Annotated in this window: 14 protein-coding genes and 1 pseudogene; 12 read left to right on the top strand and 3 right to left on the bottom strand. The window is 63.1% G+C overall.

Features of this window, described 5'->3' with window-relative positions; translation table 11 throughout:
* Positions 1-4: 4 nt before the first annotated feature.
* From METH_RS20610 to nqrF, 5 genes are read left to right on the top strand one after another with little or no spacing between them, the layout of a single operon-like run.
* Entirely contained in the window at positions 5-1,213 is a 1,209-nt protein-coding gene (locus METH_RS20610) for an NADH:ubiquinone reductase (Na(+)-transporting) subunit B (protein WP_024092717.1), read from the top strand.
* Positions 1,206-2,009, top strand: coding sequence for a Na(+)-translocating NADH-quinone reductase subunit C (locus METH_RS20605; protein WP_024092716.1), 804 nt, complete (start codon positions 1,206-1,208; stop codon positions 2,007-2,009). Before METH_RS20610 ends, METH_RS20605 begins: the two co-directional genes overlap by 8 nt.
* Positions 2,009-2,662, top strand: coding sequence for an NADH:ubiquinone reductase (Na(+)-transporting) subunit D (locus tag METH_RS20600; protein ID WP_024092715.1), 654 nt, complete (start codon positions 2,009-2,011; stop codon positions 2,660-2,662). Before METH_RS20605 ends, METH_RS20600 begins: the two co-directional genes overlap by 1 nt.
* The gene (nqrE, locus tag METH_RS20595; RefSeq protein WP_024092714.1) at positions 2,662-3,270 is read left to right on the top strand and encodes an NADH:ubiquinone reductase (Na(+)-transporting) subunit E; all 609 of its coding nucleotides are present in this window, start codon (positions 2,662-2,664) and stop codon (positions 3,268-3,270) included. The genes METH_RS20600 and nqrE overlap by 1 nt, the downstream gene beginning before the upstream one ends.
* Positions 3,271-3,285: 15 nt before the next feature.
* Positions 3,286-4,509: an NADH:ubiquinone reductase (Na(+)-transporting) subunit F gene (gene nqrF, locus METH_RS20590; RefSeq protein ID WP_024092713.1), complete on the top strand. Its 1,224-nt coding sequence runs from the start codon at positions 3,286-3,288 to the stop codon at positions 4,507-4,509.
* Positions 4,510-4,594: 85 nt separating this feature from the next.
* On the opposite strand, the gene METH_RS24400 is transcribed toward nqrF, so the two are convergent.
* The 3 genes from METH_RS24400 to METH_RS20575 all read right to left on the bottom strand — a co-directional run bounded on the left by METH_RS24400 (position 4,595) and on the right by METH_RS20575 (position 5,897).
* Positions 4,595-4,954 (bottom strand): hypothetical protein, encoded by a 360-nt coding sequence (locus METH_RS24400; protein WP_024092712.1) that lies wholly within the window; start codon positions 4,952-4,954, stop codon positions 4,595-4,597.
* Complete coding sequence (locus METH_RS20580; RefSeq protein WP_024092711.1) at positions 4,944-5,213, bottom strand: ribbon-helix-helix domain-containing protein; 270 nt, start codon at positions 5,211-5,213, stop codon at positions 4,944-4,946. The genes METH_RS24400 and METH_RS20580 overlap by 11 nt, the downstream gene beginning before the upstream one ends.
* 159 nt (positions 5,214-5,372) lie before the next feature.
* Positions 5,373-5,897: a CBS domain-containing protein gene (locus METH_RS20575; protein ID WP_024092710.1), complete on the bottom strand. Its 525-nt coding sequence runs from the start codon at positions 5,895-5,897 to the stop codon at positions 5,373-5,375.
* A 112-nt stretch (positions 5,898-6,009) separates the two neighbouring features.
* Here METH_RS20575 and METH_RS20570 point away from each other — a divergent pair, with 112 nt between their 5' ends.
* The 7 genes and pseudogenes from METH_RS20570 (at position 6,010) to METH_RS20540 (ending at position 14,361) form a co-directional block, all read left to right on the top strand.
* Positions 6,010-6,198, top strand: a complete 189-nt coding sequence (locus METH_RS20570; RefSeq protein WP_024092709.1) for a hypothetical protein — start codon at positions 6,010-6,012, stop codon at positions 6,196-6,198.
* 103 nt (positions 6,199-6,301) lie between these two features.
* Positions 6,302-7,336, top strand: a complete 1,035-nt coding sequence (locus tag METH_RS20565; RefSeq protein ID WP_024092708.1) for an FAD:protein FMN transferase — start codon at positions 6,302-6,304, stop codon at positions 7,334-7,336.
* A 33-nt stretch (positions 7,337-7,369) separates the two neighbouring features.
* A complete protein-coding gene (gene nqrM / locus METH_RS20560) occupies positions 7,370-7,609 on the top strand; it encodes a (Na+)-NQR maturation NqrM (protein WP_024092707.1) in 240 nt (79 codons plus the stop codon).
* A 448-nt stretch (positions 7,610-8,057) separates the two neighbouring features.
* On the top strand, positions 8,058-9,479 hold the full coding sequence (locus METH_RS20555) for an aldehyde dehydrogenase family protein (RefSeq protein ID WP_044008810.1): 1,422 nt from the start codon (positions 8,058-8,060) through the stop codon (positions 9,477-9,479).
* Positions 9,480-9,742: 263 nt separating this feature from the next.
* Positions 9,743-11,432: pseudogene (locus METH_RS20550) on the top strand (hydantoinase/oxoprolinase family protein).
* Entirely contained in the window at positions 11,432-13,624 is a 2,193-nt protein-coding gene (locus tag METH_RS25045) for an aminotransferase class I/II-fold pyridoxal phosphate-dependent enzyme (protein ID WP_024092702.1), read from the top strand. The pseudogene METH_RS20550 and the gene METH_RS25045 overlap by 1 nt, the downstream one beginning before the upstream one ends.
* On the top strand, positions 13,621-14,361 hold the full coding sequence (locus METH_RS20540; RefSeq protein WP_024092701.1) for a maleate cis-trans isomerase family protein: 741 nt from the start codon (positions 13,621-13,623) through the stop codon (positions 14,359-14,361). The genes METH_RS25045 and METH_RS20540 overlap by 4 nt, the downstream gene beginning before the upstream one ends.
* Positions 14,362-14,428: the final 67 nt, after the last annotated feature.

Below are 14,428 nucleotides of genomic sequence, written 5' to 3'. Positions count from 1 at the left end.
CCGGATGGGATTGCGCAGCTTCTTTGACAGAATCGAGCCGCACTTTGAAAAGGGCGGCAAATACGAGAAACTTTTCCCCGTCTACGAGATGGTGGAGAGCTTTCTTTACACCCCCAAGACCGTGACCACCGCCGCGCCGCACGCGCGTTCATATGTCGATATGAAGCGGATCATGACCTATGTGGTGATCGCCACCATCCCCTGCATTCTGTGGGGCATGTGGAACACCGGCTATCAAGCCAATTCGGCGATTGCAGCACTGGGGGCGGATGCGGCCAGCGGCTGGCGGATTGCCATCCTGAACACGCTGGGGATATCGCTGGATGCGGCGAACCCGATGGCGAATATCGCGCATGGGTTCCTATATTTCCTGCCGATCTACATCGTGACGCTGGTTGCAGGCGGCATCTTTGAAGTGATCTTTGCCACCGTCCGCGGCCATGAGGTGAACGAGGGCTTTCTTGTGACCTCGATGCTGTACACGCTGATCATGCCGGCCTCGGCGCCGCTGTGGCAGGTGGCGCTTGGCATCATCTTCGGTGTGGTGATCGGCAAGGAAGTCTTTGGCGGCACCGGCAAGAACTTCCTGAACCCGGCCCTGACGGGCCGTGCGTTCCTGTATTTCGCCTATCCGGCCAATATGTCGGGCGACAGTGTCTGGACCCCGGTTGACGGGTTCTCCGGTGCGACCGCGCTGGGTGTCTCGGCTGCTGAGGGCGTGCAGGCGCTGGCCGCCAAGGGTATTGAATGGTCGGATGCCTTCATCGGCACCATCCAGGGCAGCTTTGGCGAGACCTCGACCCTGGCCTGCGCCATTGGCCTTGCGTTTCTGCTGTTCACCAAGATTGCCAACTGGCGCCTGATCGCGGGCTGTCTGGGCGGCATGATCGCGTTTTCGCTGCTGCTGAACCTGATCGGTTCCGACACCAACCCGATGTTTGCGATGCCCTGGTACTGGCATCTGGTGCTGGGCGGCTATGCCTTTGGCCTGGTGTTCATGGTGACCGAACCTGTGTCCGCGTCGCACACCAACGCCGGCCGCTACATCTATGGCGCGCTGATCGGTGTGATGGTGGTGCTGATCCGGGTGCTGAACCCGGCCTTCCCCGAAGGCATGATGCTGGCGATCCTGTTCGGCAACGTCTTTGCACCGCTGATCGATTACTTCGTCGTGCAGGCAAATATCAAACGGAGGGCGCGCCGCCATGGCTGATACCCAAAGCAAAGGCCTGATCGGCCGCTTCCTCGCCGCATCGCCGGATTCGGTTGGCAAGACCGTGTTCATCGCTGTTGCCGTCTGTCTGGTGGCCTCGATGATCGTGTCCTCCGCCGCCGTCAGCTTGCGCCCGGTGCAGGAGACCAACCGCAAACGCGACAAGCAGCTGAACGTGCTGCAGGTGGCGGGCCTGTATGAGCCCGGCACCGATGTCGCCGAAGCCTTCGCCGCGTTTGAACCGCAGGTGCTGGATCTGCAGACCGGTGAATTCACCGACCAGTTCGACGCCGCCAGCTTTGACGGTCTCGCGGCTGCGCAGGATCCGGAGCTGAGCCGCGAGCTGGACGTTGACCCGGCCGGCATCGGCCGCCAGTCGCGCTACAAAACCGTCTATCTGCTGCGCGATGATGCGGGCGGGCTGGACAAGGTGATCCTGCCGGTCCACGGCTACGGGCTGTGGTCGACCCTTTACGGCTTTATCGCGGTCGAGGAGAACGGCAACGATATCTTTGGCCTGCAGTTCTATCAGCACGGTGAAACCCCGGGTCTGGGCGCCGAGGTGGACAACCCGCGCTGGAAAGCGCTGTGGCACGGCAAGAAGCTGCATGATGCCGATGGCGAATTGCAGATCACCGTCGCCAAGACCCCGACCGCCGCCGGGCCGGAGCACCATATTGATGCGCTGGCCGGTGCCACGCTGACCTCGGCAGGGGTGGATAACCTGGTGAAATTCTGGATGGGCGAAGAAGGCTACGCACCCTTCCTGGACGCCCTGCAAGCGGGAGACCTGTGATGTCGCAGACCAAGAAGGAAATGCTGGTCGACCCGCTGGTCGACAACAACCCGATCACGCTGCAGGTTCTGGGCATCTGCTCGGCGCTGGCGGTGACATCGTCGCTGCAGGTGGCGTTTGTGATGACCCTGGCGGTGACCTTCGTGACCGCGTTCTCGTCGATGTTCATCTCGATCCTGCGCAACCAGATCCCCGGTTCGATCCGGATCATCGTGCAGATGGTGATCATCGCGTCGCTGGTGATCCTGGTGGATCAGGTGCTGAAGGCCTATGCGTTCGAGATCTCGAAGACCCTGTCGGTCTTTGTCGGCCTGATCATCACCAACTGCATCGTGATGGGCCGCGCCGAAGCCTTTGCCATGAAGAACCCGCCGGTCGCGTCCTTCATCGACGGCATCGGCAACGGGCTGGGCTATGGCCTGATCCTGATGCTGGTCGGTTTCATCCGCGAGCTGTTCGGAGCCGGATCGCTGTTTGGCATCACCATTCTGGAAACCGTGAACAACGGCGGCTGGTATGTGCCCAACGGCATGCTGCTGCTGCCGCCCTCGGCGTTCTTTATCATCGGCCTGCTGATCTGGGGCTTCCGCACCTGGAAACCGAACCAGGTGGAAGAGCGTGAATTCAAAATCCAATCCGTGGAGGCGCACTGATGGAAGGGCTGATTTCACTCGCCGTCAAGGCCATCTTTGTTGAAAACCTGGCGCTGTCCTTCTTCCTGGGCATGTGTACCTTCATCGCGGTGTCGAAAAAGATCTCGACCGCGCTGGGGCTGGGGATTTCCGTCATGCTGGTGCAGGCGATCACGGTTCCGGCCAACAACCTGCTGCTGACCTATCTGCTGAAACCCGGTGCGCTGGCCTGGGCGGGCTTTCCCGATGTGGACCTGACCTTTCTTGGTCTGATTTCCTATATCGGCGTTATTGCCGCGATGGTGCAGATCCTGGAGATGATCCTCGATAAGTATTTCCCGCCGCTTTACAACGCGCTGGGGATCTTCCTGCCGCTGATCACGGTGAACTGCGCGATCCTGGGCGGCTCGCTGTTCATGGTGGAACGCGACTACAACTTTGCGGAAGCAGCAACTTACGGCCTCTCATCCGGCTTTGGCTGGGCGCTGGCGATCACCGCGATGGCGGGCGTGCGCGAGAAGCTGAAGTATTCCGACGTGCCGGACGGTCTGCAGGGCCTGGGCATCACCTTTATCACCGCGGGTCTGATGGCGCTGGCCTTCATGTCCTTCAGCGGCGTCAAACTGTAAGGAGAGCGCGGAATCATGGAAACTTTCACGCTCGGCGTTGTTCTGTTCACAGTGATCGTGCTGGGACTGGTGGCCCTCATTCTGGCTGCCCGGTCCCGCCTGGTCTCAACCGGCAACGTCAACATCACCATTAACGGTGAAAAAACCATCTCGGTGCCTGCGGGCGGCAAACTGCTGCAAACGCTGGCGGCGGAAAAACTGTTCGTCCCCTCCGCCTGCGGCGGCGGCGGCACCTGTGCGCAGTGCCGGGTGCGGGTGCATTCCGGCGGCGGCTCGATCCTGCCGACCGAGGAAAGCCATATCACCAAGCGCGAAGCCTCCTGCGGCGACCGTCTGTCCTGCCAGGTTGCGGTCAAGCAGGACATGGAAGTCGAGGTTCCCGAGGAAGTCTTCGGTGTCAAGAAGTGGCGCTGCAAGGTGCGCTCGAACGACAACGTGGCGACTTTCATCAAGGCGCTGGTGCTGGAACTGCCCGAAGGCGAGGATGTGAACTTCCGCGCCGGCGGCTATATCCAGATCGAGGCGCCGGCGCACCAGCTGGCCTATACCGACTTCGACATTCAGGAGGAGTACCGCGAGGATTGGGACCGCTTCAATCTGTGGCAGTACAAATCCCAGGTGGCTGAGCCGGTCGAGCGAGCCTATTCGATGGCGAACTACCCGGATGAGAAGGGCATCATCATGCTCAACGTCCGTGTTGCCTCGCCGCCGCCGGGATCCGAGGGTATTCCCGCCGGTCAGATGTCGTCCTACATCTTCAATCTGAAGCCGGGCGATGAGGTCACCATTTCCGGTCCGTTCGGCGAATTCTTTGCCCGCGACACCCAGAAGGAAATGGTCTTTATCGGCGGCGGGGCCGGCATGGCGCCGATGCGCAGCCATATCTTCGACCAGCTGAAGCGGTTGCAGAACCGCGACCGCAAGATCAGCTTCTGGTACGGTGCGCGCTCGAAAAAAGAGATGTTCTTTGTCGAGGATTTCGACCAGCTGGCCGAGGAGTTCGACAACTTTGAATGGCATGTCGCCCTGTCCGATGCCCAGCCCGAGGATGACTGGAAAGGCTACACCGGCTTTATCCATAACGTTCTGTTCGAGGAATACCTCAAGAACCACCCGGCGCCGGAAGACTGCGAATTCTACATGTGCGGCCCGCCGATCATGAACCAGTCGGTGATCAACATGCTGCTGGATCTGGGCGTGGACCGCGAAGACATCATGCTGGACGATTTCGGCGGCTAAGCTCCCGGCAAACAGAAAAAACCAAAAAACCCCGGATGGCATCATCCGGGGTTTTTGCATGCCGGTGGCGGATGGCCGGGGATGGTCAGCTGTCGGAGTGGGGGGACAGCAGGCGCAGCAGCATCTGCCGCTGTTGGTCCTGCCCGCCAAAGAAAACCGCCAGGACGCGCAGCAGCTGTTCGTCTTCGGCAAGGTCGAAATAGAAAAGGGCGCCCCCCTTGGTGACAGAGCGCAGGCCCGCTCCCAGCTCGGGGTGCAGAGTGCTCCGAATGGGGGCTTTGGCGAGATCCCCCATCGCGTTTTGGATCGCCAGAATCCGGTTTGAGGCGCGGTCGAAGGCGGTTTGCGGGTCTTCTCCGAAGCCGAGCGCAGCCTCGTAGAGAAAATCGAAGATTGCATCCAGATCCCAGGCGGCATCCGCCGCCGCAACGACCCTACAGGCCATGCTGTGCTTTCTTGCGGGCCAGCGTGGCGCGGGTGCTTTTGCGCGCGTCGTCCATATCGCTGAAGGCGCCTGCACGGCGTTCCTTCAGAAGGGCGCGCAGGGCTTCGGTCTCTGCGGCGCGGGCTTCGGTCTCGGCCCGGAGCAGTTCCAGCCCCTGCTGCATCACCGCGCTGACACTGGCAAAGCGGCCCTGGGCCACAAGGTCGCGGGCAAAGGCGTCCTGGGATTCACTGCGGGAAATGGAGGCTTTGACACTCATGGGGTATTCTCCGGACAGGCGGCCTGTGCTGAATTTATGCTACTGAGTAGCATTCTTTAATCAGAACCTTGCGGAGACGACCCCGGACCCGTTGCGAAAGATGCAACTATCCGGCGCCCGTCGGAGGCGCCGGAACTGTTTGCCAAGAGGCTGCGGGGGTCAGCCGACGATCATCTGCTTCATGCGCAGGGCCTCATATTCCAGCTCTTGCAGACGGAAGTTCACCACGTCGCCGATGGTGATCATGCCGCATAGCTTACCGTCCTTCAGCACGGGCAGGTGGCGGAAGCGGCCTTCGTTCATCACCTTGGCAACATCGATCAGCAGCTCGTCCGGGCTGCAGGTCTGCACCTCGCGGGTCATGATGTCCTCGACCAGCTGCGGCAGGGTGTGGCCGGGGGTTTCTGCCAGGCGGCGCACGATGTCGCGCTCCGACAGGATGCCCTGCAGTGCGCCGTTCTGGTCGGTGACCACCAGTGCGCCGATGTGTTTTTCCTTCAGCGCCTCGACCGCGTGGCCGAGGGTGTCTTTCGGGCGGATCGAGAAGATCGCGTCGCCCTTGGCCTCCAGCAGTTTGGCAACGGTGGACTGGCCGTGCGACAAATTCGACTCAGGCGATTGGCTGTGGCTTTTCTGCCCGGCCTTGTCGCCCCGGGTCGGAGGCTGATATGAGAACGGTGCCATGCGCGGGGTTTCCTCCTGTATCCTGCATCAGGTCATACCCCCATCTTAGCGGCGGAATATGATCCGGGAAGGGGTGAAATGACGCGAGCGCTAACAACGGCGGGAAAACAACATGTTCGAAACTCTCTACCTGACCCCCGTGACCGGCGCGCTGACCGTGTTTCTGGTGGTGGTCTGCGGTCACATGTACCGCCAGACCTGGAAGACTGAAGCGCCCAATGCGCGGCTGCGGGCCTGGCTGTTCGGGGTGCCTGCCGCCTTGGGCCTGCTGGCGCTGGCTTTTGTGCCGCTGAAGTTCTGACGCCCCGGCAGAGGCCCCGTCAGACGCACTGTCAGACGCCCTGTTTGACTTTGGGCCGGGGCAGGGGCATAGCAGCGCCAGAATTGCCGCCGGAGATGCCCCGATGCCCAAAAGGTTTCTGCTTGCCCTGATCCTGCCCGCTGCCCTGCTGCTTCAGGGCTGCTGGTTCGTCAGTGAGCCGGAGGAGGTCCGCCTGTCCGGTCAGACCATGGGCACCACCTACAGTGTCATTGCGATTGGCAATGATCTGGACCAGGCCGCATTAAGCGAGGCCGTGGAGGGGACGCTGGCGTCGGTCAACGCCAAGATGTCGAACTGGGATCCGTCGTCCGAAGTTTCCACCTTTTCCACCGCCCGCAGCACCGCACCGGTGCGGGTGTCGCCGGAGTTTGCCCATGTGCTGACTGCAGCGAATGATGTGCATGAAAAGACCGGCGGCAAGTTTGACGTGACATTGGGCCCGCTGATTGAGCTGTGGGGGTTCGGCCCGCGTAAACCCGAGGACCCGGTGCCGTCCGATGACGCCATTGAAAAGGCGCTGGACGGGGTCGGGCAGGCCCGGCTACTGACCCTGGACGCAGCCGCAGGCACGCTGAAGAAGTCCGCACCGGAGACCGGCATCAACCTGTCGGCCATCGCCAAGGGCTATGGCGTTGATGCAGTGGCGGCGGCGCTGGAAGGGGCCGGGGTAGATCGCTACATGGTGGAGATCGGCGGCGATCTGGTGACCAAGGGCGAAAATGCCAAAGGCGAGGCCTGGCGCATCGGTATCGAAAAACCGGATGCCGCAGCACAGAGGGTGCAGCTGATCGTGCCGGTCAGCAATCTGGGGCTGGCGACCTCGGGCGACTACCGCAACTACTTCGAGCATGAGGGCAAGCGGTATTCGCATATTCTGGATCCGGTGGCAGGGCGTCCGGTGAGCCATCACACCGCTTCGGTCACGGTGATAGCACAAAACGCAATGCTGGCGGACGCCTGGGCCACCGCGATGCTGGTTCTGGGCCGCGAAAACGGGCTGGAGCTTGCCGAGGCGCATAAACTTGCCGTGTTTTTCATCGATCGGGACGTGCAAGCCGGTGCGGATGCCTATATGACAGCTGCCAGCAGCGCGTTTGAGGCGCTGACCGGAAACTGAAGCCGCCGCCAAGCTATCCTGCGAGGGACCACCATGAGCACCTTTCTTCTGGCCTTTATCCTGCTGCTGATCGTCACCCTGGGCATGTCGCTGGGGGTGATCCTGATGGGCAAGAAGATCAAGGGCAGCTGCGGCGGTCTCAATGCGATTTCCGGCGCCGACAAATGCGTGGTCTGCTCCAAGGACATCGACCCCGACAGCCCGCTGCGCGACAAGCTGCAGTGCAAGCGCGCGCGGCAGATGGTCGAACAGATGCAGCAGGAACAGGCCTGAAGCGGCCCGGCGCCTGCCCCGCAGTGGAACTGAACGCCTGACCTTACTCAGACACTGCTGAAGCGGCAGCGGCCGGGTTTTGATCCGGCGCCCATCCTTTGCCCAGCGAAATCTGCAATCCGGCCCAGGCCGGTGCCAGGCCGCGGCGGGCGTCTTTGCCGGGGACTGATGCGCCCAGCCCGCAGCCGGCGTGTTTCGCAAAGCCCATCCATTCTGCCGTTTTTGATGCACCGGGGCGGCGGCAGGGCGGTCATTCTCCGGTGCCAGCACAGGCAGTCCGGGAGGGGTGGAAGAGTGTTTGGCAGGGCTCCGCCTGTGCTTGACGGCGGCAGCCCCGCCCTCCACTGTCTCCGAAACCGCAGGGCTGGTCCCGGCTTGGCTGCAGTGGCCAGCCTGGCCTTTCCGGGCGCCTGAACCGCAATCACCACGCAAAAGTGAGACTGATCTGATGGACCTGAAAAAATTCTATATCGGCGGCGCCTGGGTGACACCGCATTCCAGCCGCGAATTCCCGGTGCTGAACCCGGCGACGGAAGAACAGATCGGCAGCATTATCCTGGGCGATGAGACGGATGTGAACACTGCGGTGGCGGCGGCCAAGGCGGCGTTTGACAGCTTTTCCCGCACCTCGCGCGACGAGCGGATTGCCCTGCTGGAGCGGCTGCTGGAGATCTGCAACGCGCGCCGTGAGGAAATGGCGCTGGCTTTGAGCGCGGAAATGGGCGCGCCGATTTCGATGGCGCGGGACGCCCAGGCGGATGCGGGCATTGGCCATTTGGAAGGCGTTCTGGCGGCGCTGAAATCCCAGCAGCTGCGCGAGACCCTGGCCAACGGCGATATTCTGGTGCGCGAGCCGATCGGTGTTTGCGGGCTGATCACGCCCTGGAACTGGCCGGTGAATCAGATTGCACTGAAAGTGCTGCCGGCGCTGGCGACCGGCTGCACCTGCGTGCTGAAGCCGTCGGAACATACGCCGATGTCAGCGGCGGTCTATGCGCAGATGATCCATGACGCGGGCTATCCGGCGGGGGTGTTCAACCTGATCCATGGCGATGGGCCAACCGTGGGCGCGGGGCTGTCGCGGCACAGGGACGTGGACATGATGTCCTTTACCGGTTCGACCCGGGCGGGGGTGGCGGTGGCCAAGGATTCCGCCGATACGGTTAAGCGCGTGACGCTGGAGCTGGGCGGCAAGTCCCCGAACCTGGTTTTTGCAGATGCGGACCTTGAGGAGAAGGTCACCGCTTCGGTGCTGGAATGCATGTACAACACCGGCCAAAGCTGCGACGCGCCGACCCGGATGCTGGTGGAGCGCAGCTGCTATGATCAGGTGCTGGAAATCGCCAAGGCGGCGGCAGCGGGGCAGGCCGTCGGCAACCCGGCTGAGGAGGGCGGCCACATCGGCCCGATGTTCGACCGTATCCAGTTCGACCGGGTGCAAAGCATGATCCAGACCGGCATCGACGAAGGCGCCACCGTTCTGACCGGCGGGCCGGGACGGCCCGAGGGGCTGGACAAGGGCTGGTACGTGCGCCCAACGGTCTTTGCCGATGTGACCAACGACATGGCGATTGCCCAGCAGGAGATCTTTGGCCCGGTGCTGGTGATCATCCCGTTTGAGGACGAAGAAGACGCCATCCGCATCGCCAATGACACGCCTTATGGCCTGGCGGCCTATCTGCAGACCGGCGATCCGGAGCGGGCCGAGCGTGTCGCTGCCCGCCTGCGCGCCGGCGCTGTGCATATCAACGGCGGCGGCTTCAACTACGGCTCGCCCTTTGGCGGCTACAAACAGTCCGGCAATGGCCGCGAAGGCGGCATGCTGGGGCTGGAGGACTATCAGGAAGTCAAAACCCTGCATTTCGGCTAAGTCTCCTCCCCTTCCGGCGGGACCTGCTGCCGGGAGGGGACGCTGCCGCGGGCGGCCCGTCCGGTGCCGCTATCTGGCTTTCTCTGTGTCGCAATCCGCCAAGCGCGCTGCCCGGCGGCGGCGCAGGATGGCGGCATGACACACCGCTTCATTCCCAAACGTCTGGACCGCCGCGCCACGGGTTGCAACCTGGCCGCTGCCTGAGGCTGCCGCCCTTTGACGGGCTTGCTGGGCACTCTCAACGGCAGTCTTTGGAATGATACATGACAGCTTCAAACGCGTTGTGTCTTGCCATCGATATTTGCGGCACCTTTACAGATACCGTGCTGGTTGCCGGGGAAGACAGTATTCTGGCCGCGGCCAAGACCCTGACCACCCATCAGAACCCGGCAGACGGTGCCATGGAGGGCGCCGCGCGGGTGATGGCGCACTCTGGCTGAGGTCACGGGCTTCATACACGGCACCACGCTGGCCACAAATGCGCTGATCGAGCGGCGCGGGGCAACGGTGGCGACGGTGACGACCGAGGGCTTCCGAGATATCCTCGAGATCGCCTATGAGCGGCGTTATTCGCAATATGACATCAACCTTGAAAAGCCCGACCTGCTGGTGCCGCGCGAACGCTCGCTGACGATCCGGCTGGTGGAAAGCGGACCGGCCGGCGGTGCCATCCTGGCCGCCCGCATCGCGGCGCAGGCGGGGCTGGACCAGGTCTTGTCCTTTGACGTCGGCGGCACCACGGCAAAGCTGTGCCTGATTGACGGTGCCCGCCCGCAGACCTCGCGGCAGTTTGAAATCGCCCGCGCGGCGCGGTTCGTCAAAGGGTCCGGCATGCCGGTCCGCATACCCGTCATCGAGATGATCGAGATCGGTGCCGGCGGCGGCTCCATCGCCGGGGTGGACCGGCTGGGCCGCCTGACCGTGGGGCCGAAGTCGGCAGGATCGGAGCCGGGCCCGGTGGCGTTCGGGCGCGGCGGCACCGAGCCGACGGTGACCGACAGTGACATCACCCTGGGCTATATTCTGCCCGATACCTTTGCCGAGGGGCACATCCAGATCGATCCGGAGGCGTCGGAACTGGCGCTGGCCCGGGTGATTGGCGCCAAGCTGGATCTGGATGGGGTGGGCGCGGCCGATGGCGTCAGCCGCATCGTGGATGAAAGCATGGCAAGCGCGGGCCGTATGCACGCGGTGGAATCAGGCAAGGATCTGGGTCCGCGCACGATGATTGCCTTTGGCGGCAACGGCCCGCTGCATGCGACGCGGGTGGCGCGCTCCGCAGGGGTTTCGCGCATCGTGATCCCGCCCAACCAGGGCGTGGGCTCGGCTGTTGGTTTCCTGTTTGCGCCGGTCAGTTTTGAAATCGTGCGTTCACGCTATTCGCTGCTGGAGACGATGGACATAGGCAGCATCAACACCTTGTTGGCCCAGATGATCGACGAGGCGAAATCGGTGGTGGCACAGGGTGCGGGCGAGGCCGAAACGCAAGTCCAGCGCAGCGCCTTCATGCGCTATAACGGGCAGGGGCACGAGATCGAGATCCCGCTGCCGGACCGCGATCTGACCGCTGCTGACCTCGGCCCCCTGACCACGGGGTTCGAGACCGAATATGCCAAACAGTTCTCCCGCCCCGTGCCGGGGATGAAGATCGAGATCCTGAACTGGGCGGTTCGGGTGGCGACCCCGGAGGCAGAGGCTCCGCCGGTGCAGCAGACGCCAAAGCTGCGGACCATCGCCCCGGCCGCCTTTCGTGTGATCACTTGCGATGCGGACGGCAGCACAAAACGGGCGGCAATGGTGCCTAGGGAGGGCCTCAGCCCCGGCGACCGTGTTTGCGGGCCGGCGCTGATCACCGAACCGCAAACCACGACGCTGGTCTCGGCGGATTTCTCCGCGCACGGGGATGCAATAGGCAACCTTGTCCTGATCCGGAACCAGAAAGGAGACGTATGATGGACAGCCATTCGTCCGACCTTTCACCCGCCCGCCTGCAAGTCATGTGGAACCGCCTGCTGGCCGTAGTAGAAGAACAGGGGCAGACCCTGATCCGTGCCGCCTTCTCGCCCATTGTGCGAGAATGCGGTGACATCTCGGCCGGGATCTTCGACGCCGAGGGACGGATGCTGGCCCAGGCGGTCACCGGCACGCCGGGCCATATCAATACCATGGCCGAAGCGGTGCTGCACCTGCGCGAGCGGTTTCCGGTGGAGACCATGAAACCCGGCGACATCTTCATGACCAACGATCCCTGGCTCGCCTCGGGGCATCTGAACGATTTCCTGCTGATGATGCCCGCCTTTAAAGGCGGCAAGGTGGTAGGTTTCACCGCCTGCACCTCGCATCTGGTGGATCTGGGCGGCCTTGGCATGGGGCCTGAAGGGTCCGACATTTATGATGAGGGGCTTCTGATCCCGCCCTGCAAACTGGTGGAGGCAGGCACGCCGAACGCGCCCTTGATGGATATCATCCGCGCCAATTCCCGCGAGCCGATTGCCAATGAGGGCGACATCTATGCGCTGATTGCCTGCTGCGAGGCGGGGGTGACGCGGCTGGCCGCCATGATGGAGGAGTTCCGTATCGGCGATCTGGATGCGCTTGGCGCTTACATCATCGGCACTTCCCGCCGCGGCACGCTGGAGGCAATCGCCGAGGTGCCCGAAGGTGTTTACAGGAATGTGCTGAAAATGGACGGCTACGAGAACGCGCTGGAGCTGCACGCGGCGCTGACCGTCACCAAAACCGGCATGCATGTCGATTTCACCGGCACCTCGGGTTGTTCGCGGAAAGGCATCAACGTGCCGCTGAACTATGCCACTGCCTATACCGTTTTTGCCCTGCGCTGCATCGTGGGTCCGGATATCCCTAACAACACAGGCTCCTTGGAGCCCTTTACCGTCGATGGCCCCAAGGGCTGCATCCTGAACGCGCAGCGCCCGGTGCCGGTGGCGATGCGCCACACGCTGGGCCAGGTGACGCCGGACCTGGTGCTCGGCTGCCTGCATCAGGCGCTGCCGGATCAGGTGCCGGCCGAGGGGGCCAGCTGCATGTTCGACCTGCCGATGCGCCACGCGCCGGAGGTGGCCTGCGATGGCGGCCGCACCTTTGCCATCGAACCGGTCCACAACGGCGGCACCGGTGCGCGGCCCCATGCGGACGGGCTGTCGGCCACCGCCTATCCGTCGGGCGTCTATGGCAGCCAGTTGGAGATCACCGAGGCGGTTGCCCCCGTGATCATGTGGCGGCGCGAACTGCGCCCCGACTCCGGCGGCGCAGGAAAATTCCGCGGCGGGCTGGACCCGGCCAAGGTGCTCTGCGGGGCCGGATCTATGGAGCTGATTGGCTGCTTGATCCGCGCTTTTGCCGGGCCGGGTGATAGGGTGCTGGGCATCGACTATGGCTATGCCTTTGCGGCGTCGGCCACGGCCCAGGTGCAGGCGGATTACCTCAAGGCGCGGGAGCGGGCGCTGACCGTTTCAGTCGATAACATCCTCGCAGCCAGGACGCCCGAAACCCGCATCGTCTTTGTCTGCAACCCGGGAAATCCCACCGGTACGCTGATCCCCAACAGCGAACTCCTGGGCCTGCGCGCGGGCTTGCCTGCGGATGTGCTGCTGGTTGTCGATCAGGCCTATGCCGAATTTGCCGATGCGGAGAATGATCCCGGCGAGGTCTTTGCCCTGGTGGAGGGCGGCGATACGGTGGTGACACGAACGCTTTCCAAGGCTTACGGCCTGGCAGGTGCCCGGGCAGGCTGGGGGTATTTTCCACCTGGAATCGCGGGCGAGGTTCGCAAGCTTCTGAACCCGAACAATATCTCCATCCCGTCACAGGCAATGGCGGCCGCGGCCATGCGGGACCAGACGCATATGCGCGATGCGGTGGCCAGAACCGCCGCGATCCGCAACCGGTTTGCCGCGGCCTGCCGTGCGCTGGGGCTCGCGGTGCCGCAGAGCCATACCAACTTCGTACTGATCCGCTTTGCCTCGCCGGGGGAGGCACGGACGGCGGACGCGGCGCTGCGGGCGGAAAAACTGCTGATGCGCGGCATGGGCGGCTATGGGCTCAGCGATTGCCTGCGTGCCACCATCTGCAGCCAAAAGGTGATGGAGCGTGCGCTGGCGGTGCTGAAAGGAATAACGCCATGACCTATGAGACCCGCACCCGCGCAAAAATCGGCGTGCTGGTGCCCTTCAGCAACACCAATCTTGAGCCGGATATGATGCTGATGCGCTGCCCGGACACCACCGTGCATTTTCAGCGCATGGGCGGCTATGACGCGGATGAAATTCCCGGTTCCAGCCAGATGGCAGGTCTGGGTGCTTCGGACATCCGCCTTGACCTCCGGATGATCTCCGGGGTGCGGCCGGACGTGGTGCTCTATGGCTGCACTTCGGCGACACTGACCCATGGGCCTGGTTTTGATGAGAAGCTGGCGCAGGATATCAAAGCGGGCTCCGGTGCGCTGTCCTTTACCGCCGCAGGAGCGCTGGTCGGTGCCGTCAATGCACTGGGCGCAACTAAGGTGGGCTTCTCCTCCCCCTACCTGGGCGAAATCAAGGCGCAGGCGGTGGCATTCCTGATGCACAACCGGATCGCCACGGTGAAATGCGCCGATGCGGGCCGCGAACTGGGCAATTACGGCCAGGGGGAACTCACCCCGGATGAGGTCTTTGACTTGGCCTGCCAGGCTGATCACCCGGAGGCTCAGGCCATCGTCCTCAGCTGCACCGACATGCGGTCGCTCGAGGCTGCCGGCCGGATTGAAGCTGCGCTTGGCAAGCCGGTTGTCACCTCAAACCAGGCCATGATGTTTGCCGCCATGCGGGCGCTCGGGCTTCCCCGCCACGAAAATGTGCCAGGCCGGTTGTTCGATCTGCTGTAAGGGCCGTCAATGAAAAACCGGCTCCATTTTAAAGGCACCGGGCTTTTTGCTTTGTTCTGGGTGAAAA

This window comes from Leisingera methylohalidivorans DSM 14336 (genome assembly GCF_000511355.1).
Taxonomy (GTDB): Bacteria; Pseudomonadota; Alphaproteobacteria; order Rhodobacterales; family Rhodobacteraceae; genus Leisingera; species Leisingera methylohalidivorans.
This window is presented reverse-complemented; position numbering and strand designations above follow the sequence as displayed.